The organism is Dyella sp. (assembly GCF_051954575.1).
GTDB lineage: Bacteria > Pseudomonadota > Gammaproteobacteria > Xanthomonadales > Rhodanobacteraceae > Dyella_B.
Genome location: NZ_JBQCHP010000028.1, coordinates 57,010 through 81,044 on the forward strand (window position 1 = coordinate 57,010; position 24,035 = coordinate 81,044).

Here is a 24,035-nt window from a genome sequence, read left to right on the forward strand (position 1 = left end):
CGTAGGTTGAGGTGCAAACCCCAACACGAGGTTGCACCAGAAGATGGCGATGTTGGGGTTTGCACCCCAACCTACGAATGCGCTACTGCGCGCGCAGCTTTTCCTTGTGCAGCACCGGCGGCAACTGCGGCCGGAACGCCTCGACCACCGGTGGCATCGGGCAGACCGATTCCAGGGGCCGCTCGAACAACTCGCGCGCCCATTCGATAAAGGCCTGCACGCGCGCCGAAAGATGCTTCTTCTGCGGATACACGATCCACACATTCTTCCCGGTGGACACCGTGTCGGTAAGGATCGGCTCGAGCTTGCCCATTTCCAGTGCGCAGGCGGCCAGCACGTGCGGCGCCTGGATGATGCCCAAGCCCGCGGCCGCCGCCTGGATCACCGACTCGCCATCGTTGATCAGCAGATGCGCGTTGACGTCCACCTCCAGGCGCCCGTTGGGCGTGTCGAACTGCCACTGGCGCGGCCGGCCGTTGGGGTAGACATAGTTGATGCAGCGATGGTTCTTCAGATCTTCGATGCTGGTCGGGGTGCCGTAGCGCTCCAGGTATTCGGGCGAGGCCAGCAGCACGTTGCGCAGGTAGCCGATCTTGCGCGCGATCAGGCTGGAATCCTCCAGCTCGCCCAGGCGGATGGCGCAATCCACCCCTTCCTCGTTGAGGTCGTAGGGGAAATCGCACATCATCAGTTCCAGGCGGATCTCCGGGTAGCGGTGCTGGAATTCGCCCAGCTTGGGCACCAGCGCGGTGCGCCCCACCGAAGCCGACATGCCCACCCGCAGTTTCCCTTGCGGCTTTTGATGGGCATAGCCCAGGGATTCGGTTGCCTCGGCCAGATCGGCCAGGATCTCCTTGCATCGTGTATAGAAAGAGGCGCCATCGTCGGTCAAACGCAGGGCGCGGGTGGAGCGGAACAGCAACCGCACGCGCAGCTGTTCCTCCAGCCGGGAGACGGCGCGGCTGACGCCGGAAGGGGTCATGCCCAGCTGGGCGGCGGCGGCCGCGAAACTCTTCGCTTCCACGACCCGTACAAATGCGGAAATAGCAGAAAAATCTTCCATAGCTCGTTCCAGAACACGTTCTATTGACGATTATGCGCTCATTCGTGATTCATAGTCACGACTGGCTTGAGCAAGAAGCGGATTTTCTAAACTGTACGGTATACCCATTATTCGTTCCCTCTAAATCGTGCTGCATTGCGGCAACGAAGATCGAAGGGAGCGAACGATGTTGAAGAAAGCCATCTTGGCCAGTCTGGTCGTAGCAGTCATTGCCGGCAGCTGGGCGCTGCTGGGCAGCCATGGCGGAGGCGCCCACGCCCAAGGCGCCGGCGGACCAGGCGGCCCGCCCGAGGTCACCGTCGCCCCGGTCATGGTGCGCCCGGTCAGCGATAGCGCCGATTTCACCGGCCAGTTGCAGGCGGTCGATTCGGTCGACGTGCGCCCGCGCGTGAGCGGTTACGTGGAAACCGTGCAATTCAAGGAAGGCACCGAAGTGCACAAGGGCGATGTGCTGTTCCGCATTGACCCGCGCCCGTTCCAGGCCGAAGTGGATCGGCTGGCCGCCAACGTCGCGCAGGCCCAGGCGCAACTGGGCCTGGCCCAAGCCAACGCGGCACGCGCACGCAAGCTGCTGGCCCAGCACGCGATCTCGCAGGAAGAAGCCGACAGCCAGAACACCAACGAGCAGGCTGCCAAGGCCACGCTGGCGGCATCCACCGCGGCGCTGGCTTCGGCCAAGCTCAATCTCGACTGGACGGAAGTACGCGCGCCGATCGACGGCCGCGTCAGCAATGCACGCATCCAGCCGGGCAACCTGGTGTCCAGCTCGGACGTGCTCACCACTGTGGTGTCGGTGAACCCGGTCTACGTGTACTTCGACGTGGACGAGCAGACCTGGCTGAAGCTCGACCGCCTGCGTCGCGACACCATCAAGAATGGCCACACGCCGCGCATCGAAGCCACCATGGGCCTGGCCGACGAACAGGGCTATCCGCATGCAGGCCGCATCGACTTCGTCGACAACCAGGTGCGCCCAGGCTCCGGCACGATGCGCCTGCGCGCGGTGTTCGATCACGAGGACGGCCTGCTTACGCCCGGTTTGTATGCACGCGTGCACCTGCAGGCTGGCCAGCCGCGCCCGCGCGTGCTGATCGACGATCGCGCAGTCGGCACGGATCTGAGCAACCAGTTCGTGTACGTGGTGGACGGGCAGCACAAGGTGGAATACCGCAAGGTCGACACCGGCCCGTTGTTCCATGGCCTGCGCGTGATCGACAACGGCCTCAACGCGGGCGACGTGGTGGTGGTGAACGGTTTGCAGCACGTGCGGCCCGGTGCGCAGGTGAATCCGCAGCAGGTAGCGATGGATGCCCGCCTGGATGCGCAGGACAAGGCGCTGGTGGATGCGGCGGAGACGAATCCGGATGGGAAGGATTCGCGTACGGCGCAGGCGGAGAACAGGAATCCGCAGAAGCATTCGCAAGGTTGATGTCGAAACTTCCCACTACGCGAGATGTGCTCCCTCCCCTGCCATGGCAGGGGAGGGTTGGGGTGGGGTTGCACGAGCTTGCCGCATGGTTTGAGTTCGTCGCGAGATGGCTTCACCCCACCCCAACCCTCCCCTACTGCACGTAGGGGAGGGAGCAGAGAGATGACGCACCCATCCACATTCCGGTGCACGCGTCTTCAAAAAGAATTCGAGAACTCACATGAAAAACATCGCACAGTTTTTCGTCGACCGGCCGATCATGGCCGCCGTGCTTTCGCTGATCTTCGTGATCGCCGGCAGCATCGCGGTGTTCAAGCTGCCGATCAGCGAATATCCCGAAGTGGTGCCGCCTACCGTGGTGGTGCGCGCCAACTATCCTGGCGCCAGCCCCGAGGTGATCGGCGAAACCGTCGCCACGCCGCTGGAAACGCAGATCAACGGCGTGGAAGGCATGCTGTATTCCTCCTCGCAGGCGACCAGCGACGGGCAGATGACGCTCACCGTCACCTTCGCGCTCGGTACCGATCTCAACAACGCGCAGGTGGAGGTGCAGAACCGTGTGGCGCAGGCTTTGCCGCGCCTACCCGAAGAAGTGCAGCGCCTGGGCGTGACCACGCAGAAGAGTTCGCCTGACCTGACCATGGTGGTGCATCTGACCTCGCCGGATAAGCGCTACGACATGCTGTACCTGTCGAACTATGCGCGCCTGCACATCAAGGACATCCTCGCCCGCCTCGACGGCGTCGGCGACGTGCAGCTGTTCGGCGCCGGCGAATACAGCATGCGCGTGTGGCTGGACCCGAACAAACTGGCCCAGCGCAACATGACCACCGGCGACGTGGTGCATGCGATCCAGGAGCAGAACGTGGCAGTGGCGGCCGGTGCGCTGAATGCGCCGCCGGTGCCGGGCAATACGGATTTCCAGCTCAACATCCACACCCAGGGCCGCCTGAGCACCAAGGAAGAATTCGGCAACATCATCGTGCGCACCGATGCCGACGGCAGTGTGGTGCACTTGCGTGACGTGGCGCGGATCGAGCTGGGGTCCAACCAGTACGCGCTGCGCAGCCTGCTGGACAACCAGCCGGCAGTGGCGATTCCGATCTTCGCGCGTCCGGGATCCAACGCGATCCAGATCTCCAACGAAGTGCGCGCCACGATGGAGGAACTCAAGAAAGAATTCCCCCAAGGTGTCGAGTACCACATCGTGTACGACCCCACGGTGTTCGTGCGCGGCTCGATCGAGGCGGTGGTGCACACGCTGCTGGAAGCGATCTTCCTGGTGGTGCTGGTGGTGATCCTGTTCCTGCAGACCTGGCGCGCCTCGGTGATTCCGCTGGTGGCGGTGCCAGTGTCGCTGGTGGGCACGTTCGCCGTGATGTACCTGGCCGGCTTCTCGCTCAATGCGTTGTCGCTGTTCGGTCTGGTGCTGGCGATCGGCATCGTGGTGGACGACGCGATCGTGGTGGTGGAGAACGTCGAGCGCAATATCGAGCTGGGCCACACACCGCGTGAAGCGACCCGCCGCGCGATGAACGAAGTGACCGGACCGATCATCGCCACCGCGCTGGTGTTGTGCGCGGTGTTCATCCCGACCGCCTTCATCAGCGGCCTCACCGGCCAGTTCTATCGCCAGTTCGCGCTGACGATCGCGATCTCCACCGTGATCTCGGCGTTCAACTCGCTCAGCCTGAGCCCGGCGTTGGCCGCCGTGCTGCTGCGCGGTCACGATGCGCCGAAGGATCGCGTGTCGATCCTGATGGACAAGGCGTTCGGCTGGCTGTTCCGCCCGTTCAACCGCTTCTTCCATCGCAGCGCGGATCGCTACGTAGGTGGCGTGCGGCGCATTGTCGGCAAAGGACCGGCCGCGCTGGTGGTGTATACGGGCCTGATCGCGCTCGCCGGCTTCGGCTTCTATCACGTGCCGACCGGCTTCGTACCGCAGCAGGACAAGCAATACCTGGTGTCGTTCGCGCAGCTGCCGGATGCCGCCTCGCTGGATCGCACCGAAGACGTGATCCATCGCATGTCGGAAATCGCCTTGAAGCAGCCGGGCGTGCAGAGCGCGGTAGCGTTCCCCGGCCTGTCGATCAACGGTTTCACCAATGCGACCAATGCGGGCATCGTGTTCGAGACGCTGAAGCCGTTCGAAGAGCGTCGTGATCCGTCGCTTTCGGCCGGTGCGATTGCCGCCGCCTTGAACCAGAAGTTCGCGACGATCCAGGATGCGTACATCGCCACCTTCCCGCCGCCGCCGGTGCAAGGTCTCGGCACGATCGGTGGCTTCCGCATCCAGATCGAGGATCGCGGCCAGCTCGGTTTCGATGAACTGTACAAGCAGACGCAGAACCTGGTGGCGGAAAGCCACAAGGTGCCGGCGCTGGCGGGGTTGTTCTCCAGCTACCAGGTGAGCGTGCCGCAGATCGACGCGAACGTGAACCGCGAGAAGGCCAAGCAGGAAGGCATCGACCTCAACGACGCCAACGAAACGCTGCAGGCGTATCTGGGTTCGCTGTACGTCAACGACTTCAATCGCTTCGGTCGCGTGTATCAGGTGAACGTATCGGCCGAACCAGCATTCCGCCACGAGCCGGAAAACATCCTGCAGTTGAAGACGCGCAATGCGAAGGGCGAGATGGTGCCGCTGGGTTCGTTCGTGACCGTGCGCCGCAGCGCCGGCCTGGAACGCGTGCAGCACTACAACGGCTACATCACCGCGGAAATCAACGGCGGTCCGGCGCCGGGCTTCAGCTCGGGCCAGGCGCAGGCGGCGATGGAAAAGCTGGCGCAGGACAATCTGCCCAACGGCATGAGTTACGAGTGGACCGAACTCACCTATCAGCAGATCCTCGCCGGCAACACCGCCATCCTGGTATTCCCGTTGTGCGTGCTGCTGGTGTTCCTGGTGCTGTCCTCGCTGTACGAGAGCTGGTCGCTGCCGCTGGCGGTGATCCTGATCGTGCCAATGGTGCTGCTGTCCGCGATTGCCGGCGTGTGGCTGTCGGGCGGCGACAACAACATCTTCACCCAGATCGGCTTGATCGTGCTGGTGGGCCTGGCATGCAAGAACGCGATCCTGATCGTGGAGTTCGCGCGCGAACGCCAGCATGAAGGCATGACGCGTTACGACGCAGTGCTGGAAGCGGCTCGCCTGCGCCTGCGCCCGATCCTGATGACGTCGATCGCCTTCATCATGGGCGTGGTGCCGCTGGTCACTTCGCACGGCGCCGGTGCGGAAATGCGTCACGCGATGGGCGTGGCGGTGTTCTCCGGCATGCTGGGCGTGACCATCTTCGGTTTGATCTACACCCCGCTGTTCTATGTGCTGATCCGCGCCGTGGTGGAACGCCGCGAAGCGCGCAAGAAGCAGCACGCATCGAACCTGCCCGCCTTGGAGGGGCATTGAGATGACCCAGTTCTTTGTAAGTAACGTGCTTCGTAACACCGCGTTGTTCGCCGCACTCGCGCTGGCCGGTTGCGTCAGCGTGGGGCCTGATTACAAGAACCCGGACACGGCACCGGCCAATGTGCAGAACGTCGACGCCGCGCGCGAAAGCCACGCCCAGTTCCAGGCCGACTGGTGGAAGCAGTTCAACGATCCCACGCTGGATGCATTGATCCAGCGCGCCGCCAAGGGCAGCCTTGATCTGCGCATCGCGCAGGCGCGGCTGGCCGAATCGCGCGCGCTGCTCGGCACGGCGAAATCCAACCAGATCCCCACCATCGGCACCACCATTTCCGCCAGTCGATCACTCGAGCAACAACCTGGTTTCGGTACCTCGCAGCGTGTGGGGATCGATGCGTATCAGGCAGGCTTCGATGCATCGTGGGAGCTGGATCTGTTCGGCGGCATCCGCCGCTCGGTGGAAGCGGCGCGCGCGGACCTGGGTGCGAGTGAAGCATCCATGCACGATGCGCAGGTGAGCCTGTTCGCCGAGGTCGCGCGCAATTATTTTGAATTGCGCGGCACGCAACAACGCCTGGCGATCGCCCAGCGCAATATCGCCAACCAGGCTGATTCGCTGAAGCTGATCAGCGCGCGCGCGCAAATCGGCACTGCATCCGAACAAGACGTGGCCAGCGCCAGCGCGCAATTGAGCGCAGCCAAGGCGCAGTTGCCGGTGCTCGATGCGGCCGTGCACAGCTATGAATATCGCCTGGCGGTGTTGCTGGGCGAGCGTCCTGGCGAACTTGATGTCGACGTATCGCCTGGCACATTCAAGCCGATCGCCACCGTGCTGCCGATCGGCGACAGCGGTGAGGTGCTGTCGCGCCGGCCCGACGTGCGTATCGCAGAACGCCAATACGCCGCAGCCAACGCACGCATCGGCGTGGCCAAGGCGGAGTTCTTTCCGCATATTTCGCTGGGTGGCTTCGTCGGCTTCCTGGCGGGTCGTCCCAACGACTTCGGCGGCCCGGCATCGCGCGCATGGTCGTTCACGCCGAGCATCACCTGGAACGGCTTGAATGTGGAACGCGTACGCTCCAACCTGCACGCCAGCGAAGCGCGCGCGAATGCAGCCGAAGCGAATTACCAGCGCACCGTGCTGCAGGCGATCGAGGATGTCGACAACGCCGTCACCAACTACAACGCCGAGCATGCGCGCGTGGAGCAGTTGATGGCGCAGGCCGAACAGAGCCGCCGCGCGGCGGAGCTGGCGCGCATTCGTTACCAGGAAGGCGCGACCGGTTATCTGGAACTGCTGGATGCCGAACGCGTGCAATTGGCGGCGGAAGATGCGCTGGCGCAATCGGAAAGCGCGATCGATACGCGTGCGGTGGCCTTGTACAAGGCGCTGGGCGGTGGCTGGCAGGCTTGCGGCGACGCCGATTGCTCCAGGGTTGCCCAGGCGCAGTGACGTTCGCTCCCTCCCCTGCTTGCAGGGGAGGGCTGGGGTGGGGTTGCATGGACTTGCGGCCTTGTTTGGATTTACCGCGAGATTGCTTCACCCCACCCTGACCCTCCCCTACTACACGTAGGGGAGGGAACGGTTCGCGCAAGATTTAGGAATCAGCGCTCCACCATCCGCGCAAACCACTCCCATCCGCGCACGCGCTCGGCGATCAGCTTCGCGCTGGTCAGCATCGGTACCGCCAGCAGTGCGCCGGGTACGCCCCACAGCCAGCCCCAGATCAACAGCCAGATCAGGATCGCAATCGGGCTCACGCGCATGCGCCGGCCGAGGATCATTGGCGTGATCAGGTTGCCCTCCACCGCGGTGATGCAGGCGAAACACACCGCGGGCAACAAGGCATTGGTCAGCACGTCGAAATGGATCATGCCGACGAACAGCAGCGTGGTGGTGGTGACGATCGCGCCCACATAGGGAATGAAGTTGGCGAACATCGCCACCGTGCCCCACAGCAGCGGGTCGGGCATGTGCAGCAGGTAAAGCATGACGGCGGTAGTGATGCCGAGCGACACGTTGATCAGCACGGTAGTCAGGATGTAGCGCGACACCTCGGTCTGGATACCGCGCACGATGCTTACCGCATGGCGCTTGTAGCCGAAGTTGGGCGCGATCTCTACCAGGCGGCGCAGGATCAGGTCGCCGTAGACCAGAAAGAAATACACCAGCAGCAACACGGTGAGCACCGCCGCCAGCACCTTGGGCGTATTGGCCAGCACGTCCCATACGCTGATTGCGACGTCGCTGGGATTCTGCGCGGCAGGCGTCGCATGGCCGTTCACCAGTGTCTGCGTGGCGCGGCCGGCGGCCTCCAGCGGGCGGGTGAAGTGTTCGAGCTTGGGAATGAAGCTGCGGATCTGCGACGGCGCGCTGTGCAGCCATCCCAGCGCCGGCTGGGTGAGCATGCTGATGCCGGTGGCGATGCCGGCGATCAGGCTCGCCATCAGCACGCTGGCGCCCAGCCAGCGCGGGATGTGATGGCGCGTGCCGCGCGCCACGATCGGGTTCAGGGCCAGGCCGATGAACGCCGCCAGCACCAACGGAATGATCAATGCCTTGACCAGGGTGACGGTGTAGAGCAGCGCCAGCGTGAGCAACGCGTTGAGCGTCATGCGGATGGCGCGCAGGTGGCCGCGCAGCCGGTGGACGCCGTGCGTCGCCTGTTTCACCTGGGCGACCACGGCAGACGGCGAGGCAACCGATACGGTTGCCTGCGGTGTTTCGTCCACGGGCGTCGTACTCGACAGCACCGTGGGGTCGATGGCGCTCATGGCTGTTCGCCGGTATCGCCATCCTCCATGAGGCCCAGTTCTGCAATCAGGCGCGTGCCATAGGCCACGGCTTCCGCTAATCCTGCGCTTACTGTGGAAATGAGCCCTGGTACGCGCAGCGGGCCGACGCCGAGACTGCCAAGCACGAAGCCCGCGCCCGCGGCGGCGCCGACGGTGGTGAGCGGATGCCGATAGCCGCGTTCCAGCAATGCCGCAGCGGGCGCGGCCATTTCGCCACGATGGTGCGCTACGCGCTCGCGCGCCACGCGCACCTTTTCAAGCTGCTTGAACAGACTCATCTTGGACCTTCCCCTTTGCCGGCTTCGATATCGTGCTCGGCTCGCCGCAACGTGTCGTGCATGATCGCACGCCACTCCTGGCGCGTGGCCGGCAGGCTCATCCAGTGCATGCAACGCCGGAACAGCATGATGGCGCCGAACAAGGCCAGCACCTCCAGCACGGCCATTCCCACGAAGGCCCAGATCCAGGAATGGAACCACTTGGCCAGCAACAGGCCGATCAGGCCGAGCAAAGTAAGGCCCAGGCCGACGCCCGCCACGGTGGCGGCCAGCCCAGCGCCGAGCAGCCAGGAGACCGCGCTGCGCGCCAGCCCCAGCTCGGCCGCCAGCAACGTGATCTGGGCGCCGAACAGGCTGCGCACGGCATGGGCGAGCCGCCCGATGTCGCTGAGCAGGCCGCTCGATGCAGGCTCGCCGGAAGGCTCCGGTTGCGCTGCGGTTTCGTCTTCGCGCACGGAATCGTGCATCACTCGCCTCCGTGCCCGACAGGCAAACAGACTCGGCGCGGGCCACGCCGAGGCCCTACACAGGCCCTAAGTTTCAGCGACGCAGGATGCGGCCAAGCAACCAACCGGCGCCGAGTGCGATGGCTACGGCCTGGACAGGTTTTTCGCGCACGTATTCGCGCACTTCTTCCAGCCACTCGTCGGCGCGCTCCCTGGCGTGACCGTAAGCCTCACGTCCACGCTCGGTGGCTTCGGCGACCTTGTCGGTGGCGCGATTGGCGGCATGCGCGGCCTTGTCGGTGGCGTGATGCACGCGTTCTTCGACGCGGTCGGCGGCGCGGTCGAATTTTTCCTTGCTGGTGGCTACGGCGTCGGACGTGGCCTGCTTGATGCGCTCGGCGCCTTGGTCGATGCGTCCGTGAACGTTGTTTTCGTTGGCCTGGACTTCATTGCTCATGACGTTGCTCCGTGAGAACTCGAGGGTGTTCACTCTAACGGTTTGCCGCGTTGTTGGCTGAACGAAAAATACCGTCGTTCGGCCGGCTCGCCTGAAAAATCCGCTCAGGGTCACACTCAGGGACAACACCCTCGGCGGCTTGGCGAACCACGCGGCGTTACCGACAATGCCGGTAAAACCGGGTAGGGCTGCGATGACAACGGGAGGGAGCAGATCCGAGGCGTCATTGCGCATGACGGCGATCTCCTCACATCCGGTGGCATCCTGTCGCGACCCTTCATGCCATGTGCCACAGACTGTGCTGTGCTGGCGTGAAGGGCCGCTCCAGCGTGCGCTCGCCGCCGCGGGGGCGCTTGACCTTGGTCAAGCCGGCACGTTGGGATTGAGGCTGTAGGTGCCGGTAAGCACGGCCTCGGACAACACGTGCCCAGACATCGCTGCACGCAGTTCTTCCAGCGAGAATCCCGGTTTCAGCGGTAAGGACGGCACGTCCAGCGCGTAGATGCGGAAGTGGTAGTGGTGCACAAGCGAATCGTTCCACGGCGGGCATGGGCCGTCGTAGCCCCGGTAGGTGCCCTGCATCTGTACGTCGCCCTTGAACCAGTCGGTATAGCTGTTGACGCCCTGCACGCTGTCGGGCGGGCCGTAGGGCTGCTGCTTGCCGCGCGGCGTGATCTCGTCGCTGCATGCGCCCTCGGCAAGCTCGCCGCATTCGAGCGGAATGTTCGCCATCAGCCAATGCACGAATTCCACACGCGGCAGATCCGGCGGCACCACGCGGCCTTCCTGGTTGACGTCATCGGGCTTGCTCGGCACGTCGTTGTCGATGCAGGTGAGCACGAACGATTGCGTGCCGGCCGGCGCATCCTTCCATGCCAGGTGCGGGCTGCGGTTGTCCGACAGCGCCACCGGCTTGGCTGGCCTGGCGAAGGCGAACTGCGGCGGAACCGGCTTGCCGTGCTGGAAGTTGTCGCTGCGTAGCTGCATGGGAATCTCCGTGACGCCGTGGAAAGACCGACAGTTTGGGGCAGGGTTGCGTTGACGCAAGTTGCTGTCCGCATTGAGCATAACGATCCGGTCGTGACAGCTCTGCTAACGTATCGCTCTTGGGAGGATCCATGAGCGAACTGGAAGACCTGAGCACGCTGGTGCGTGCCGCAACGCCTTTGCTGGTGATCGAGACGATCGACGAGCAGCGAGTGATCGAATGCTTTCGGCACGTCATCGCTCAGGCGCTGCATCCGCTATGGCGCTGGACGCTCACTACCGGCCTGGAACGGCTGGATTTCAATGGACCGCGGAATCTGGACGTGCCCGCCGACGCCACCGCCACGCTGCATGCGATCCGCGAGGCGGAACAGCGCGGCATCTACCTTTTGTTCGATTTCCAGCCCTGCCTGCAATACGCGGTGACACTGCGCCAGATGCGCGAAATCGTGCAGCGGCAACGCACGGCCGCGCACACGCTGGTGCTGGTCGGGGCCAAGGTGGAACTGCCGCAGGAACTCGATGCGCTGGCTACGCGCGTGCCGCTGGCCCTGCCCGACATCAAGGAACTGGCCGGCATCCTGCGCGGCGAAGCCGCCGCCTGGCAGCGCGAGCACAACCGCAACTTGGAAGTGGACAACGAAGCGGCGCGCACCATCGTGCGTAACCTGGTGGGCTTGAGCGCGCCGGACGCACGGCGCATCGTGCGCAAGCTGATCTACAACGACGGCGCGCTCGGCGCGAGCGACCTGCCCGAGCTGATGAAGGCGAAGTTCGAACTGCTCAACCGCTCCGGCCTGCTGCATTACGAATACGCCACCGCCAGCTTCGCCGACGTGGCCGGCGTCAGCCAAGTGCGCGAGTGGGTGCAGCGGCGGCGCGCGGTGTTTCTCGATCCGAACCCTGCGCCGGCGCTCGATCCGCCCAAGGGCGTGTTGCTGCTGGGCGTGCAGGGCTGCGGCAAAAGCCTGGTTTCCAAGGCCATCGCCGGCGGTTTCGGCGTGCCGCTGGTGCGCATGGATTTCGGCGCCCTCTACGACAAATACCAGGGCGAGACCGAGAAGAATCTGCGCGAAGCCTTGGCCAGCTGCGAAACGCTGGCGCCGTGCGTGCTGTGGATCGATGAGATCGAAAAAGGCCTGGCCAGCGGTGGCGAAGACGGCGGCGTGTCACGCCGGGTGCTCGGTTACCTGCTCACCTGGATGGCCGAGCGCAAAGCCAAGGTGTTCGTGGTGGCCACGGCGAACGCCGTGCACGAGCTGCCGGCGGAGCTACTGCGCAAAGGACGCTTCGATGAAATCTTCTTCGTCGACCTGCCCAGGCCGGCCGTGCGCGCGGCGATCTTCGCGATGCATTTGAAGCGGCGCAAGCTGGATGCCGCTACGTTCGATTTCGACGCCCTGGCGCAAGCCAGCGAAGGGTTCTCCGGCGCGGAGATCGAGCAGGCCGTGGTCAGCGCGCTCTACGATGCGGCGGGCAACGGCGGTGCGCTCGATCAGCCGACGCTGCTGCATGCCTTGCAGACGACGCGGCCGTTGTCGGTGTTGATGCATGAGCAGGTCGGTGCCTTGCGTGCATGGGCGCAAGGGCGTTGCGTTCCAGCAGACTAGTAGGTTGGGGTGCAAACCCCAACATCGCCATCCACACCACATTCCGATGTTGAGGTTCGCACCCCAACCTACGGTGTTATTTCGCGATCGCGTTGAAGCGCGCCGCGATGTAGTCGTCGCAGAAACTGGTCATGTCCCAGCCGCGGATAAAGCCACAATGGCCGCCGTACGTGGCGATATCCAGCTCCACATTGTCCGGCAGTTCCAGTTTCTCGAACGCCGTCACCGGAATCACCGGATCGTCGCGTGCCGTAAGAATCGTCGCGGGAATCTGCATCTGCGCCAGCGCGCGGCCGGCGACCGAATAGCCTTCCAGATACGCTTCGAGCGAATCGAAATCGGTATGCCGCAGCACCAGCGATTCGGTCAGGCCGCGCAGGTTCTGCTTCAGTTCCTGCAACTCGAAGTACTGCACTTCCGGAAACGCTTTTTGTTTGGCGCGCAGCGAACGGCGCCACTTGTTCATGAAGTAGGCCTGGTAGAACCACGGCGCCGTCGCTTCCAGCGAAAACAGGCCTTCGCTGGGATCGATGATCGGACACACCGCCAGCGCATAGTGCAACGCAATGCCGTGCGCCGGCGCCTTGAGCGCCACACGCAGCGCGAAATTGCCGCCAAGCGAGAACCCGGCCAGCGCCATCACGCGCGCCGGCCAGCGGCGCGCGATATCGCCCAGCGCGTGCACCACTTCATCGATGCGGCAGGAATGGAACAGCGCTTCGTTGAGGCCGTGGCTCTCGCCGTGGTCGCGGAAATTGAGGCGGAAGATGTCCCAGCCATCCTCCAGCAAACGGCTGCCGGTCTGCAGTACGTAGGTAGAATCGACGCTGCCTTCCCAACCATGGAACAGCACTGCCAGGCCACGCGATTGCGGCTGGCTTTTCTGCGGCGTGAACGAACCGGTCAGGCGGATGCCGTCGCCGCCGTCCACCATCACTTCCTGCGCGCCTTCCGTGACGCGATACGCGCGCTTGGGCAGCAACGTGCGCCGCACGCCGCTGGAGGAAAGCATGGTCTGGATGTGTCCGCTGGTCAGCGGCCAGGGCGGCTGGAAGTCGCGTCCTTGCGGCAAGCTCATGCAGCGCGCCCCTCCAGCGCCGTGGCGATGCGTTCCCGCGCCAGCTCAGCCATGCGACGCCGGCCGTCCGGATTCACCGGCACCGGTTCGAGGAAATGCACTTCGGCGTCCATCGCAGGACCGCCGAGCATGCGCAGGAAGTTCTGCAGGAAGTTCTCGTGGTGCCGGAAACCTGCATCGATCTGCCGCTTGCCGTCGCGCACGAAGCGCAACGCCACCGGCTGCACCGGCACCTCGGCGTCGAGCGCGGCCTGGAAGATGCGCGCATGGAACACTTTCAGCACGCCGTCGTGGCCTGTGCCGCCTTCCGGGAACACCGCCACTGAACGTCCCGCGCGCAGCCGTTCCACCATCACCTGCATCACCGCCGCCAGCGAATGGTTACTGCCGCGGCGATGGAAAATCGTGCCGCCACTGGCCGCCAGCCAGCCGACCAGCGGCCAGCCGGCGATTTCCGCCTTGGCCACGAAGCAGGCTGCGCGCTGGCTGTGCAGCAGTTCGATGTCAATCCACGAGGTGTGGTTGGCGACGAACAGCACGGCGTCCTGCAGCGGCTGGCCAACACGCACCGAACGCAGGCCAAAGATGCGCATCAGCCCGGTGGACCACGCGCGGATCATGCGATGGGTGAACGGCTCGCGGCCGTTCTTCATGACCGCACCGCGATTCCAGGTGAGGATCAACCCGCACAACAAAATGCCGAGCACGACGTGCAGCAGCAGCAGCGGCACGCGCCACAGGTAGCGCAACGGGCGCAGCAGGTCTCGGTCCGGGGTGGAAACGGCTTCAATGCTCATTAGTGGGTTAGTTTAGCGTTAATCGATGGCGCTTCGTAGGTTGGCGCACGATGCCGCCGAAACCAACCTACGCTTGCGTCGATGCATCGATCAATCGCCGCACCATGCTGCCCAGCACGCGCGCGGGACCGCCTTCGCCAAAGGTCTGGCCAGAAACATAGCTGCCTTCGAGCAGCAGCAGGATGCCATCGGCCAGATCATCCGGATCGCGCGCATGCATCGCGCGGCACATCGTGCGCAGGCGTTCGCGCAATGCCTGCTTGCTCTGGACCGCGACCTGATGCGCGGGGTGATCGCTGTCTGGATATTCGATCACCGCATTGGTGAGACCGCAGCCACGGTAGCCGTCGCGACTGGCGCGCGTGGCCAGGCGATCGACGTAGGCGAGCAGTTGCGCCTTCGGATCGTCGGGATGCTCCGCCGCCGGCGCTTCGAAGCGTTGGCAGAAACGCTGATCGTAGTCGCGCAGGTAGGCGGCGATCAGTTCGTCCTTCGATTCGAACGCGCGATAGAGACTGGGCTTGGTGACGCCGGCCTGGGAGACGATTTCCTCCACGCCCACGGCGCGGATGCCTTCGCGATAGAACAGATCGAACGCCGTCTCGCGGATGCGGTCGGCTGCGCGGCGCGGGGTTTCGTCGGTGGGCACGGGGGCAGGTTTGGAACGCATGGGCATCAAGGAACCGGTTGACAATGTTACCGATCGGTACGTACTCTGCACACCCATCCCGTACCGATCGGTAACATGACTATACAGCGCTCCCGGCCGTTCGGCCAAAAGTATGCCTTTGTGGTGGTTGCCGTGGTGTTCCTGGCGCTGCTCGCCTCGGCCGGCATGCGCGCCACGCCCGGCGTGCTGATGCTGCCGCTGGGTCGCGCATTCGGCTGGAGCCGAGACGACATTTCCTCTGCCGCAGCCGTCGGCATCCTGCTGTACGGCCTGATGGGCCCGTTCGCCGCCGCGCTGATGCAGCGCTTCGGCATCAAGCGCGTATTGCTCACGGCGCTGGCCGTGATGGCGCTGGCCGCCGCATCCAGCGCGCTGATGAGCCGCCCGTGGCATCTGCTGCTGACCTGGGGTGTGCTGTCCGGCGCCGGCACCGGCTGCGTGGCGGTGGTGCTGGGCGCGACCGTGGTCGGCCGCTGGTTCAGCACGCACCGCGGCTTGATGATGGGCCTGCTCACCGCCAGCACCGCCACCGGCACGCTGATCTTCCTGCCGGGCCTGGCCGCGATCGCCCAGTATTTCGGCTGGCGCCCGGTGGTGCTGACCATTGCCGCAGTGTGCGTGCTATTGCTGCCGCTGGTGCTGTGGCTGATGCCGGAGCGGCCATCCGACATCGGGCTAACGCGTTATGGTGCGTCTTCCCATGAACCGGTCGAAGCGGGCGCGCCGGCGGGCAATTTGTTCATGCTGACACTGGGCACGCTGCAGCGCGCCAGCAAGCGCGGCGTGTTCTGGCTGCTGTTCGCCACCTTCTTCGTGTGCGGCTTCACCACCAACGGCTTGATCGGCACGCACTTCATCGCGCTGTGCGGCGACCATGGCATTCCCGAAGTGCGCGCGGCCGGTGTGCTGGCGATGATGGGCGTGTGCGACCTGATCGGCACCACTGCATCGGGCTGGCTGACCGACCGCTTCGATCCGCGCAAGTTGCTGTTCGTGTACTACGGGCTGCGCGGCTTGTCGCTGATGTACTTGCCCTATTCCGATTTTTCGCTCTACAGCCTGTCGCTGTTCGGCGTGTTCTACGGCTTGGACTGGATCGCGACGGTGCCGCCCACCTTGCGCCTGACCACCGACGCCTTCGGCGAACGCGACGCGCCGGTGGTGTTCGGTTGGGTCGTCGCCGGGCATCAAGTAGGCGCGGCGACGGCCGCCTTCATGGCCGGCGTGTTGCGCGTGCAGCTTGGCAGCTACCTCACGCCGTTCGTGATTGCCGGCGCAACAGGTGTGGTCGCGGCGTTCCTGGCGCTGCGCATCCGGCGTCGCGCCGAGCAGATGCCGTTGGCCGTGGCGGGTGATAATGCCTAACGCTCGAGTTGGCTTAAAGGCAGTGCGGGCGAACGTTTCACCGTGCGCAACACGAAGCTGGAATTTACGTCCGCCACGCCGGATGCGTTGAGCAGGCGATCGAGCAGGAAGCGCGAGAAGTGCTGCAGATCCGCCACGTAGATGTGCATGAGGTAATCCATGTCGCCGGTGAGCGCGTAGCAGGCGACCACTTCGTCCCAGCCATTGACCCGTTCCACGAAACGCTCGATCACGTCGCCCTCGTGCCGGGTGAGCTGCACGCGCACGAAGGCCTGCAGGCCCAGCCCGACCGCTTCGGGGTCCACCTGGGCGCTGTAGCCCGTCAACACGCCCTCGCCTTCCAGCCGCTGCAGCCGGCGCAGGCAGGCAGAAGGCGACAGGTTCACCCGTTCCGCCAGCTCGGCATTGGTGATACGCCCTTCGGCCTGCAGGACGGCCAGCATGCGCAGATCGGTGCGATCGAGCTCGGTCATTGCAATCTTCGTCTATGAAATCGCCCTATGGCGACGGAATATTGCACCTAACCCGGCACTACGGACAACAAAACAATCATCTTGCGCCCTGGCAAACCTATGATGTTGCTCAGGGTCAGTCCTATAGCGCCGGAGCCTCCATGGAAAACAGCACCCCTCGTCGCGTCGAACACCAGCAGACCGACCGCGGCTATGTGCCGGTCTACGCCACCGGCGTGGTGGAGCAGCCCTGGGCCGGCTACAGCCGCACCGATCACGACGTCTGGGACACGCTGTACAAGCGCCAGCGCGAGCTGCTGCCTGGGCGCGCCTGCCGGGAGTTTCTCGAAGGCGTGGAACGTTTCGGCCTGGGCGATGGTGGCATTCCCAAGTTCGCCGATCTCAACCAGGTGCTGGGTAAGGCCACCGGCTGGGAGCTGGTCGCCGTCGAAGGACTGCTGCCCGATGAAGTTTTCTTCGATCATCTGGCCAACCGCCGCTTTCCGGTCAGCTGGTGGATCCGCAAGCCGGAACAGCTCGACTATCTGAGCGAGCCCGATCTGTTCCATGACCTGTTCGGCCACGTGCCGCTGCTGCTCAACCCGGTCTTCGCCGACTACATGCAGGCCTATGGCCGCGGCGGCATGAAGGCGTTCGGCATCGGTCCCGAGGCGCTGATGAACCTGACGCGCCTGTATTGGTACACGGTGGAATTCGGCCTGATCAACACTGGCGAAGGCATGCGCATCTACGGCGCCGGCATCGTCAGCTCCAAGGGCGAATCGATCTACTGCCTGGATTCACCCGCGCCGAATCGCATCGGCTTTGGCCTGGAGCGCGTGATGAACACGCGCTACCGCATCGACACCTATCAGCAGACCTACTTCGTGATCGACAGCTTCGAGCAATTGTTCGAAGCCACGCGACCGGATTTCACGCCGATCTATGCAAAGCTGAAGCAGCAGACGGCGCACGCCGCGGCCGATGTGCTCAAGAGCGACCGCGTGTTCAATCGCGGTACGCGCGAAGGGTTTGCGAGGGATGCTGATACGTAAAGCGTAGGTTGGGGTGCAAACCCCAACATCCGTGGCACATGGACATGGCGACGTTGGGGTTTGCACCCCAACCTACGAGTGCGCGTCTACCCACGGCTTGAGGGTGCGTATCCACAACTCGTAACCCGAGCGGTTCATGTGCAGCCCGTCCTCGATAAACCATTTGGGCTGCGGCTGGCCATCTGCGCCCAGCATCGGCGTGAACGTATCGATATAGGTGACGTTCTTCTGCTTGCGCGCATACGCACGCACCAGTTCGTTCGCTTGGCGAATCTTCGGCAGCAGCGCCTTGCGCGCCATGCTCGGCTTGATCGAAACGAAGGCGATCGCCACACCCGGGTCGAACGCCCGCACGGTGCGGACGAATGCGGCGAAGTCATTGCGCACCTGTTCCGGCGTATGGCCATCGTATAAATCGTTGTCGCCCGCATACAGCACGATCGCGCGTGGGTGATACGGCTTGATGATGCGATCGGCAAAATAGGTCGAATCGCCGAGCTCCGAGCCCCCGAAGCCGCGATTGATCACCTTTACTTCCGGAAAATCCGCCGCCAAGGATTTCCAGTGCTCGATCGACGAACTGCCGATAAACAGCACCGCATGCTGCGGCGGTGGATTGGCGCGATCGGATGCTTCGAAGGCTGCGATGGCGCCGTTCCAATACGCGTGATTGGTTTGCGCCATGCACGCGACAGACGGCAGCAGGGCAAGCAACAGCGCTAGCAGGACTCTCATGACGCTCCGGCTCGATCGTTATCACCAGCCGCGATCATAACGTTGCGCCATCCACGCATGTGTCAGTGCCGCTTCAACTCGCTGACTTCCCACACCTGCGCGATGCGTTGGCCATCCCAGCGATAAATCAGGTGCTGCGCCTGCACGCAGGGCGCCACCACATCGGGAAAGAACGCGGCCACGCATTCGCCGCCGGGATGGCGCACGCTGTCGTACACGATGCCGTTGGAATCTTCTTCCCGCAGCTTGCGCGCCAGCTTGATGCTTTCGGCGTAGCTGTCGGCGTCATGCGCCTGCGACCAGCCGCCGCGGATATCGTGCAACTTGCAATCGATGCTGCTGCGGTAGCAGCGCATTTCGATATCGCAGGCGGGCTCGGAGGTGGCCGCAAGAAATCGCTCGCGGTGATACACCGTTTCTTCCACCGCCGTAATCACGTTGCGCGCGGCATAGAACACGCCCCACGTGCCATCGGAAAAACGGCTGCCTTCGGGATTCAGATGCGTGAAGGCGGCCATCACCGGTGTGGAGCCCGGGCCGCTGATGCGCCGATCTTTCGGTACTAGGCGCAAGGTATCGGCCTCCTCGCGCAAGCGCGGATTGGTCAACGCTTCAAGGGCGAAGACCGCATCGAGATCGGCCGGATCGGCAATGCGATCGAACAGGCCGGCCGGCGGAAAGCGGCTGGGGATGATGCGGTAGATGTGGGTCCAGCGGATGCGTCGAAGGGGAGGCATGTCGATAGGCATGGCGTAGTCCGCGGCGCAGGCGCGCCAGGTTTTTCGTTCTTCCCTGTCCGACGCCACATAGTGCCGAAAGAGGTTCTCGCCGACTGCGACCGCTTTACCAGCCGCGCTGCGCGTCCAGATACTGCCGTACCACGTACAGGTCGCTGACGTTGCCCGACAACATGCGATCCAGCGCCGACTGCCCGCCGAACAGCGGCGACCGGTTGGGCCGGTGCAGCCAGGCGTCAGCCTGTTCGTTGTTGGGGAAAAGAATCTGCAGGGCCTTGTAGATGCCCAGCAGGTAACTGATGCGTTCCAGCGTATCGCGCCCCAGCGTGCCATCCTGGTGGCGCTTCCATTTGTAGAAGGTGGATTCGGGCGGCTCGCCAAGCAGCCTGCGCTGTTCGGCGATGCGCAGGTTCCAGCGTTCGGCCATGTTGAAGAAGGCGCGCAGGGCAGGGCCGCTCATCTCTTCGGCAGGGGTTGCCCGATGCAAGGCGTGGGCTGTCATGGACCGACTCTCCCAATGAAGTTTGTGGTCATACTACTTTATTGGTGAAGTTCTTGCCAATAGCCCGGATAAGTGCCGGATTAACGCTCGGCCGCGCCGTAATCTGGCTCCCGCCCGCCTTCGGCGATAAACCGGTCGATCCGCTGCTCCAGCACCGGCAAAGGTACGGACCCCAGCGACAGCACGGTGTCATGGAAGGCGCGCAGGTCGAACTTAGGTCCGAGCGCCTTTTCGGCCTTGGCGCGCAGATCGAGCATTTTCAGGTAGCCCAGCTCGTAGGACAGCGCCTGCCCGGGCCAACTGATGTAGCGGTCGACCTCGTTGGCGATTTCGCGGTCGGACAGCGCCGTGTTGTCGGTCATGTAGTCGATCGCCTGCTGGCGGGTCCAGCCCAGGTGGTGGATGCCGGTGTCGACCACCAGGCGGCAGGCACGCCACATCTGGTAGGTGAGGTAGCCGAAGCGCTGGTAGGGCGTCTTGTAGATGCCCATTTCGTTGCCCAGGTATTCCGAATACAGCGCCCAGCCTTCGCCGTAGGCGGAGATGTAGCTGTTGCGGCGGAACGCCGGCTGCTCGCGTTGTTCCTCGGCCAGCTCCAGCTGCAGCGCATGGCCGGGGTAGGACTCATGCAAGGTCAGCGCCGGCATGTTGAACAGCGGACGCGAGGGCAGGTCGTAGGTGTTGACCAGGTACACGTCCGGGCCGCCGCGGCCGGAGGTGTAGTACGGCGCGATCGCCGCCGGCACCGGTTCGATGGTGAAGCGCTTGCGCGGCAGATGGCCGAAAAACCTGGCTAACTGGCCATCCACTTCTTTGGCCACCCAGGCGGTCTTGTCGAGCAGCTCCTGCGGCGTCTTGGCGTAGAACTTGGGGTCGGTGCGCAGGAAGTGCAGGAATTGCGCGAAGCTGCCCTTGAAGCCGGTGTCCTGCATGGTCTGCAGCATGGCCTGGTGGATCTTGGCGACCTGCTCCAGGCCGATGCGATGGATCGCATCCGGATCGAGATCCAGCGTGGTGTACTCGCGGATCTGCTGACGGTAGTACGCCTTGCCGTCCGGCATCGCTTCGGCTGCCAGCGTGGTGCGCGCCTGCGGCACGTAGTCGTTGCGGAAGAAGGCCAGCAACTTGGCGAACGCGGGGATCACGTCCTTGCTGATCTTCGCGCGCGCATCGGCTTGGATCGCCGCCGCCGTGACGGCGGGGATGCTCGAGGGCATGTGCTGCAGCGGCTCGTAAAACGAGGTCTGGGTGGGATCCTTCACATCCGCGACGGCCGCGATGGATACGTCGCGTCCCACCAGCACTGCACGCGGCACGCTGAAGCCGCGCTTCAAGCCGGCGCGCATGTTGGCGATCTGCTGGTCGAAATACGCCGGCACCTGGGCGAGCCGGTCCACGTAGCGGCGATAGTCCGTTTCGTTGCGCAGGCTGTCCGCGCCGAGATCGTTGTAGAGCTCGCTCCAGAACGCCGAGTCGCTGTTGAACGGCATTTGCCATTGCTTGAACTGCTGGTCGGCGATGAAGTTGCGGATCTGCTCGCGGTAGATCGCGTCATTCACCTGCTCGGCCGGCGACAGTTGCTTTGCGTCGATCGCGTCGAGCTGTTCCATCACCTTTCGCCAGTAGGCGAGGCGCTCCTGCTGGCGCCTGGCGTCCACCTGGTCGAGCCGGCCGTTGTTCGGCTGGGCTTCGCCCGAGGCGCTGACGCCGGCCTGTCCGGTGCGCCACGCCCATTCCTTTTCGTAGATCTGCTTGAAGCGCGCATCGGCGCTTTGCTGCGCGACGGCAGGCAGGCTCAGCAGCAGGCCTAGCCCTAAGGCTGTGATACGTGTGCAGTGAGTCACTCGGTGCGGTTCCCGGTTGCGGACGAGGCGTCGATCGACGCCAGCACGGCATCTTCCACGCTCCAGCTATCGAGCGCCTGTGACGAAAGCTGGGGCAGGGCGGCGCGCTGCAGCAGATCGCGCGTTTCGTCCTTGAGGCGCGCCACGCGCAAACCGATGCCGCGCGCCTGCAACCAGCCGGAGAAATCGCCGAGCGATTCGAGCGCGGTGCTGTCCAGGTTCGGCGATGCCTCCAGGCTCAGGATCACCTGCCTGATGTCGTTGCGCTGTTCGATCAGCTTGCGTGCCAGCGTCATCATCGATTCGGCATTGGCGAAGAACAGCGGCTCTTCCGGACGCAGGATCAGCATGCCGGCGGGCTGCACGGCATTCGGATGCTGGGCGATATCCACGAAATCGTGGCTGTTGGCCAATCGCCCCAGCACACTCACCCGCGCCGAGGCAAGCTGGCGCAGCAAGAGGATCAAGCTGAAGCCGATCGCAAACAGCAAGCCATTGAGAATGCCCAGGCACAGCACCGCAATCACCGCGCCAAGCGCCAGCAGGCGATCGCGCTTCCATTGCAGGTACGGCCGGAATACCGACAGGCGCCAGGACTTGCTCACCGCATGGATCACGATCGCCGCCAGCACCGCCAGCGGAATGCGTTCGATCCAGCGCAGCAGCAACCACACCATCAGCAACACGGTAACGGCCGCCACCAAACCGGCCAGGCGCGATTGCGCGCCGCTCGCTTCGTTGGCGGAAGTGGCGGAATAGCCGGCGCCCACCGGCATGCCCTGGCACAGGCCGCTCAGCACGTTCGCCAGGCCCAGCACCAGCAGATCACGGTTCGGCGCCACCGCGTCGTTGTGCTTGAGCGCGAAGCCGCGAATGGCACTGTACGACTCGGCATACAGGATCAGCAGCAACGCCGCCGCCAGCTCCACGCTCGGCAACCATTGCCCGTCGCCTGGCCAAGCCGGCATGCCGAACGTCAATTGCAGTTGGATCGACCCGGTCAACGGCACGCCGCGCGCCGCCAGCCAACCGGAAGCGGCCACACCCAGCGCAATCACCAGCAGGCTGCCGGGCAGGCGGCGCACGCGCTCGCACGCATACAGCAACAGCAGCGCCGAGAGGCCAGTGCCCAAGGTCACCACGTGGACCTGCCCGGATGTCTTGACCAGGTCCGCGATCAGCAGCGGCACGAAATCGCCGTGCAGCGCCGGCCAGCCGCCCAGATGCGGCAACTGCTTGAGCGCGATCACGATCGCCAGTCCGAAGGTGTAGCCACGCAGCACGGGACGCGCGATCAGATGGGACAGCCCACCCAGGCGCGCCGCACCGGCCAACAAAAAACACAAGCCGCCCAACAGCACCAGCATCGCCGCCACCGCCGTGCGATTGGCGCCGCCACCGGCCAACAACAAGGTGCCCGCGGCAAGCACCGCCGCGGACGACGAAGTGGACGACACGATCGCAAACCGGCTGGTGCCGAGCACGCCGTAACACAGCAGGCCGATCAGCAGCGCCACCACGCCCGCTTCCGGCGGCATGCCCGCGATGCCCGAATACGCCACCGCTTCCGGCACCAGCAGGCCCGCGAGCGCAAGACCCGCCAAGACATCGGCGATGCGCGCCGACGAAGCCGCGGCGTTGCTCATTCGATCTGTCCGCTCCAGCCAGGCAGATACGCCGTGTCGTGGGAATGCGCGAACAGCAAGGCGTCCTGCAATTGCCTGGCGCTCACGTTGCTGCCCTTGAGCTTGAGGTTGCGCCGATAGAATTCGGCCCACAGGAATTCCGAATACGGCGTCGCATCCTTGGAGTACCCGCCCGCCATGCGCACGCGCGCAGCCAGGGTGCGATAGGGATCGTCAGCCAGCTCGTTGAGGCTGCGCGGAATCGCGTCGTAGTCGCGCCGCTGGCCGTGCTCGTCGTAGGGATGCGCCCAGCGGTTGAACTCCATCGTGCGCCAGAACACCTCCGGTTCCAGCCATGAAAAATCACGCTGGATCATCACCGGAACTTCCTTGACGCGCTCCTCGCACAAGGCAAGCCCAAGGTGATGATGATCGACGATATACACCTGCCGCTTCGGCCCCAACACGCCGGGAAACCAGTGCGCCGCCAGCAGTTCCTTGCGCTTCTTCTTGCCGAGTTTTTCCCATTCGGCGCGCTTCTGCGCCACTTCGGCCTTGCCCACCGTCATCTGGGTGGGGCGCAGTTTCGCAGGAGCTATCGACAACAGAGGATGACGCACGCCTGATGACATGTGGGTGTTCCTGCGGTAGCCCTGGTTGGCGCAGGTTAGCCCAAAACGTAGGCGTTGTAGTTCGTAGGTTG

At 64.2% G+C, this 24,035-nt stretch carries 22 protein-coding genes; 6 read left to right on the forward strand and 16 right to left on the reverse strand.

Going from position 1 to position 24,035, the window contains the following annotated elements; all coding sequences use genetic code 11:
• Positions 1-82 precede the first annotated feature (82 nt).
• Entirely contained in the window at positions 83-1,063 is a 981-nt protein-coding gene (locus tag ACTHNE_RS03555; RefSeq protein WP_324947095.1) for a LysR family transcriptional regulator, read from the reverse strand.
• A gap of 166 nt (positions 1,064-1,229) precedes the next feature.
• On the opposite strand from ACTHNE_RS03555, the gene ACTHNE_RS03560 reads away from it, so the two are divergent.
• From ACTHNE_RS03560 to ACTHNE_RS03570, 3 genes are all read left to right on the forward strand, one after another.
• Complete coding sequence (locus ACTHNE_RS03560; RefSeq protein ID WP_440268582.1) at positions 1,230-2,492, forward strand: efflux RND transporter periplasmic adaptor subunit; 1,263 nt, start codon at positions 1,230-1,232, stop codon at positions 2,490-2,492.
• A gap of 220 nt (positions 2,493-2,712) precedes the next feature.
• The gene (locus tag ACTHNE_RS03565) at positions 2,713-5,898 is read left to right on the forward strand and encodes an efflux RND transporter permease subunit (protein WP_440268583.1); all 3,186 of its coding nucleotides are present in this window, start codon (positions 2,713-2,715) and stop codon (positions 5,896-5,898) included.
• A gap of 1 nt (position 5,899) precedes the next feature.
• The gene (locus ACTHNE_RS03570; protein WP_440268584.1) at positions 5,900-7,351 is read left to right on the forward strand and encodes an efflux transporter outer membrane subunit; all 1,452 of its coding nucleotides are present in this window, start codon (positions 5,900-5,902) and stop codon (positions 7,349-7,351) included.
• Positions 7,352-7,503: 152 nt separating this feature from the next.
• Here the strand turns inward: ACTHNE_RS03570 and ACTHNE_RS03575 are convergent, their stop codons facing one another.
• From ACTHNE_RS03575 to ACTHNE_RS03595, 5 genes are all read right to left on the reverse strand, one after another.
• Complete coding sequence (locus ACTHNE_RS03575) at positions 7,504-8,673, reverse strand: AI-2E family transporter (RefSeq protein ID WP_440268585.1); 1,170 nt, start codon at positions 8,671-8,673, stop codon at positions 7,504-7,506.
• Positions 8,670-8,972, reverse strand: a complete 303-nt coding sequence (locus ACTHNE_RS03580; RefSeq protein WP_324941044.1) for a hypothetical protein — start codon at positions 8,970-8,972, stop codon at positions 8,670-8,672. The genes ACTHNE_RS03575 and ACTHNE_RS03580 overlap by 4 nt, the downstream gene beginning before the upstream one ends.
• Positions 8,969-9,439, reverse strand: a complete 471-nt coding sequence (locus ACTHNE_RS03585; protein WP_324941041.1) for an ABC transporter ATP-binding protein — start codon at positions 9,437-9,439, stop codon at positions 8,969-8,971. The genes ACTHNE_RS03580 and ACTHNE_RS03585 overlap by 4 nt, the downstream gene beginning before the upstream one ends.
• Positions 9,440-9,512: 73 nt before the next feature.
• Positions 9,513-9,875 carry a DUF883 family protein gene (locus tag ACTHNE_RS03590; protein WP_324941038.1) on the reverse strand — a complete coding sequence of 121 codons (363 nt, stop codon included), beginning with the start codon at positions 9,873-9,875 and terminating at the stop codon, positions 9,513-9,515.
• A gap of 363 nt (positions 9,876-10,238) precedes the next feature.
• Entirely contained in the window at positions 10,239-10,862 is a 624-nt protein-coding gene (locus tag ACTHNE_RS03595; protein WP_440268586.1) for a YbhB/YbcL family Raf kinase inhibitor-like protein, read from the reverse strand.
• Positions 10,863-10,993: 131 nt separating this feature from the next.
• Here ACTHNE_RS03595 and ACTHNE_RS03600 point away from each other — a divergent pair, with 131 nt between their 5' ends.
• Complete coding sequence (locus tag ACTHNE_RS03600; protein ID WP_324941032.1) at positions 10,994-12,472, forward strand: AAA family ATPase; 1,479 nt, start codon at positions 10,994-10,996, stop codon at positions 12,470-12,472.
• A gap of 76 nt (positions 12,473-12,548) precedes the next feature.
• Here the strand turns inward: ACTHNE_RS03600 and ACTHNE_RS03605 are convergent, their stop codons facing one another.
• The 3 genes from ACTHNE_RS03605 to ACTHNE_RS03615 all read right to left on the reverse strand — a co-directional run bounded on the left by ACTHNE_RS03605 (position 12,549) and on the right by ACTHNE_RS03615 (position 15,017).
• Positions 12,549-13,550, reverse strand: a complete 1,002-nt coding sequence (locus ACTHNE_RS03605; RefSeq protein WP_324941029.1) for a YheT family hydrolase — start codon at positions 13,548-13,550, stop codon at positions 12,549-12,551.
• On the reverse strand, positions 13,547-14,347 hold the full coding sequence (locus ACTHNE_RS03610) for a lysophospholipid acyltransferase family protein (RefSeq protein WP_324941026.1): 801 nt from the start codon (positions 14,345-14,347) through the stop codon (positions 13,547-13,549). Before ACTHNE_RS03610 ends, ACTHNE_RS03605 begins: the two co-directional genes overlap by 4 nt.
• A 67-nt stretch (positions 14,348-14,414) precedes the next feature.
• Positions 14,415-15,017 carry a TetR/AcrR family transcriptional regulator gene (locus tag ACTHNE_RS03615; protein ID WP_324941023.1) on the reverse strand — a complete coding sequence of 201 codons (603 nt, stop codon included), beginning with the start codon at positions 15,015-15,017 and terminating at the stop codon, positions 14,415-14,417.
• A 75-nt stretch (positions 15,018-15,092) separates the two neighbouring features.
• On the opposite strand from ACTHNE_RS03615, the gene ACTHNE_RS03620 reads away from it, so the two are divergent.
• Positions 15,093-16,382, forward strand: coding sequence for an MFS transporter (locus ACTHNE_RS03620; protein ID WP_324941020.1), 1,290 nt, complete (start codon positions 15,093-15,095; stop codon positions 16,380-16,382).
• On the opposite strand, the gene ACTHNE_RS03625 is transcribed toward ACTHNE_RS03620, so the two are convergent.
• Positions 16,379-16,855, reverse strand: coding sequence for an Lrp/AsnC family transcriptional regulator (locus tag ACTHNE_RS03625; RefSeq protein WP_324941016.1), 477 nt, complete (start codon positions 16,853-16,855; stop codon positions 16,379-16,381). The two genes, ACTHNE_RS03620 and ACTHNE_RS03625, sit on opposite strands and share 4 nt — an antisense overlap.
• Before the next feature lie 140 nt (positions 16,856-16,995).
• Here ACTHNE_RS03625 and phhA point away from each other — a divergent pair, with 140 nt between their 5' ends.
• Positions 16,996-17,889: a phenylalanine 4-monooxygenase gene (phhA, locus tag ACTHNE_RS03630; protein ID WP_324941013.1), complete on the forward strand. Its 894-nt coding sequence runs from the start codon at positions 16,996-16,998 to the stop codon at positions 17,887-17,889.
• Between the two features lie 72 nt (positions 17,890-17,961).
• Here phhA and ACTHNE_RS03635 read toward each other — a convergent pair whose 3' ends face one another.
• The 6 genes from ACTHNE_RS03635 to ACTHNE_RS03660 all read right to left on the reverse strand — a co-directional run bounded on the left by ACTHNE_RS03635 (position 17,962) and on the right by ACTHNE_RS03660 (position 23,964).
• On the reverse strand, positions 17,962-18,624 hold the full coding sequence (locus ACTHNE_RS03635; protein ID WP_324941010.1) for an SGNH/GDSL hydrolase family protein: 663 nt from the start codon (positions 18,622-18,624) through the stop codon (positions 17,962-17,964).
• Positions 18,625-18,686: 62 nt separating this feature from the next.
• On the reverse strand, positions 18,687-19,373 hold the full coding sequence (locus ACTHNE_RS03640) for an RES family NAD+ phosphorylase (protein ID WP_324941007.1): 687 nt from the start codon (positions 19,371-19,373) through the stop codon (positions 18,687-18,689).
• 94 nt (positions 19,374-19,467) lie between these two features.
• Positions 19,468-19,863, reverse strand: a complete 396-nt coding sequence (locus ACTHNE_RS03645; protein ID WP_324941004.1) for an MbcA/ParS/Xre antitoxin family protein — start codon at positions 19,861-19,863, stop codon at positions 19,468-19,470.
• A gap of 80 nt (positions 19,864-19,943) precedes the next feature.
• On the reverse strand, positions 19,944-21,689 hold the full coding sequence (locus tag ACTHNE_RS03650) for a DUF885 domain-containing protein (protein WP_440268621.1): 1,746 nt from the start codon (positions 21,687-21,689) through the stop codon (positions 19,944-19,946).
• Between the two features lie 14 nt (positions 21,690-21,703).
• Positions 21,704-23,353: a SulP family inorganic anion transporter gene (locus tag ACTHNE_RS03655; protein ID WP_440268587.1), complete on the reverse strand. Its 1,650-nt coding sequence runs from the start codon at positions 23,351-23,353 to the stop codon at positions 21,704-21,706.
• Positions 23,350-23,964, reverse strand: coding sequence for a ParB-like protein (locus tag ACTHNE_RS03660; RefSeq protein WP_440268588.1), 615 nt, complete (start codon positions 23,962-23,964; stop codon positions 23,350-23,352). The genes ACTHNE_RS03655 and ACTHNE_RS03660 overlap by 4 nt, the downstream gene beginning before the upstream one ends.
• Positions 23,965-24,035 lie beyond the last annotated feature (71 nt).

Bases quoted from the DNA above. Each gene is read 5' to 3' on its own strand.
- ACTHNE_RS03555 (WP_324947095.1), bottom strand. From the start codon at position 1,063: ATGGAAGATTTTTCTGCTATTTCCGCATTTGTACGGGTCGTGGAAGCG.
- ACTHNE_RS03560 (WP_440268582.1), top strand. From the start codon at position 1,230: ATGTTGAAGAAAGCCATCTTGGCCAGTCTGGTCGTAGCAGTCATTGCC.
- ACTHNE_RS03565 (WP_440268583.1), top strand. From the start codon at position 2,713: ATGAAAAACATCGCACAGTTTTTCGTCGACCGGCCGATCATGGCCGCC.
- ACTHNE_RS03570 (WP_440268584.1), top strand. From the start codon at position 5,900: ATGACCCAGTTCTTTGTAAGTAACGTGCTTCGTAACACCGCGTTGTTC.
- ACTHNE_RS03575 (WP_440268585.1), bottom strand. From the start codon at position 8,673: ATGAGCGCCATCGACCCCACGGTGCTGTCGAGTACGACGCCCGTGGAC.
- ACTHNE_RS03580 (WP_324941044.1), bottom strand. From the start codon at position 8,972: ATGAGTCTGTTCAAGCAGCTTGAAAAGGTGCGCGTGGCGCGCGAGCGC.
- ACTHNE_RS03585 (WP_324941041.1), bottom strand. From the start codon at position 9,439: ATGCACGATTCCGTGCGCGAAGACGAAACCGCAGCGCAACCGGAGCCT.
- ACTHNE_RS03590 (WP_324941038.1), bottom strand. From the start codon at position 9,875: ATGAGCAATGAAGTCCAGGCCAACGAAAACAACGTTCACGGACGCATC.
- ACTHNE_RS03595 (WP_440268586.1), bottom strand. From the start codon at position 10,862: ATGCAGCTACGCAGCGACAACTTCCAGCACGGCAAGCCGGTTCCGCCG.
- ACTHNE_RS03600 (WP_324941032.1), top strand. From the start codon at position 10,994: ATGAGCGAACTGGAAGACCTGAGCACGCTGGTGCGTGCCGCAACGCCT.
- ACTHNE_RS03605 (WP_324941029.1), bottom strand. From the start codon at position 13,550: ATGAGCTTGCCGCAAGGACGCGACTTCCAGCCGCCCTGGCCGCTGACC.
- ACTHNE_RS03610 (WP_324941026.1), bottom strand. From the start codon at position 14,347: ATGAGCATTGAAGCCGTTTCCACCCCGGACCGAGACCTGCTGCGCCCG.
- ACTHNE_RS03615 (WP_324941023.1), bottom strand. From the start codon at position 15,017: ATGCGTTCCAAACCTGCCCCCGTGCCCACCGACGAAACCCCGCGCCGC.
- ACTHNE_RS03620 (WP_324941020.1), top strand. From the start codon at position 15,093: ATGACTATACAGCGCTCCCGGCCGTTCGGCCAAAAGTATGCCTTTGTG.
- ACTHNE_RS03625 (WP_324941016.1), bottom strand. From the start codon at position 16,855: ATGACCGAGCTCGATCGCACCGATCTGCGCATGCTGGCCGTCCTGCAG.
- phhA (WP_324941013.1), top strand. From the start codon at position 16,996: ATGGAAAACAGCACCCCTCGTCGCGTCGAACACCAGCAGACCGACCGC.
- ACTHNE_RS03635 (WP_324941010.1), bottom strand. From the start codon at position 18,624: ATGAGAGTCCTGCTAGCGCTGTTGCTTGCCCTGCTGCCGTCTGTCGCG.
- ACTHNE_RS03640 (WP_324941007.1), bottom strand. From the start codon at position 19,373: ATGCCTATCGACATGCCTCCCCTTCGACGCATCCGCTGGACCCACATC.
- ACTHNE_RS03645 (WP_324941004.1), bottom strand. From the start codon at position 19,863: ATGACAGCCCACGCCTTGCATCGGGCAACCCCTGCCGAAGAGATGAGC.
- ACTHNE_RS03655 (WP_440268587.1), bottom strand. From the start codon at position 23,353: ATGAGCAACGCCGCGGCTTCGTCGGCGCGCATCGCCGATGTCTTGGCG.
- ACTHNE_RS03660 (WP_440268588.1), bottom strand. From the start codon at position 23,964: ATGTCATCAGGCGTGCGTCATCCTCTGTTGTCGATAGCTCCTGCGAAA.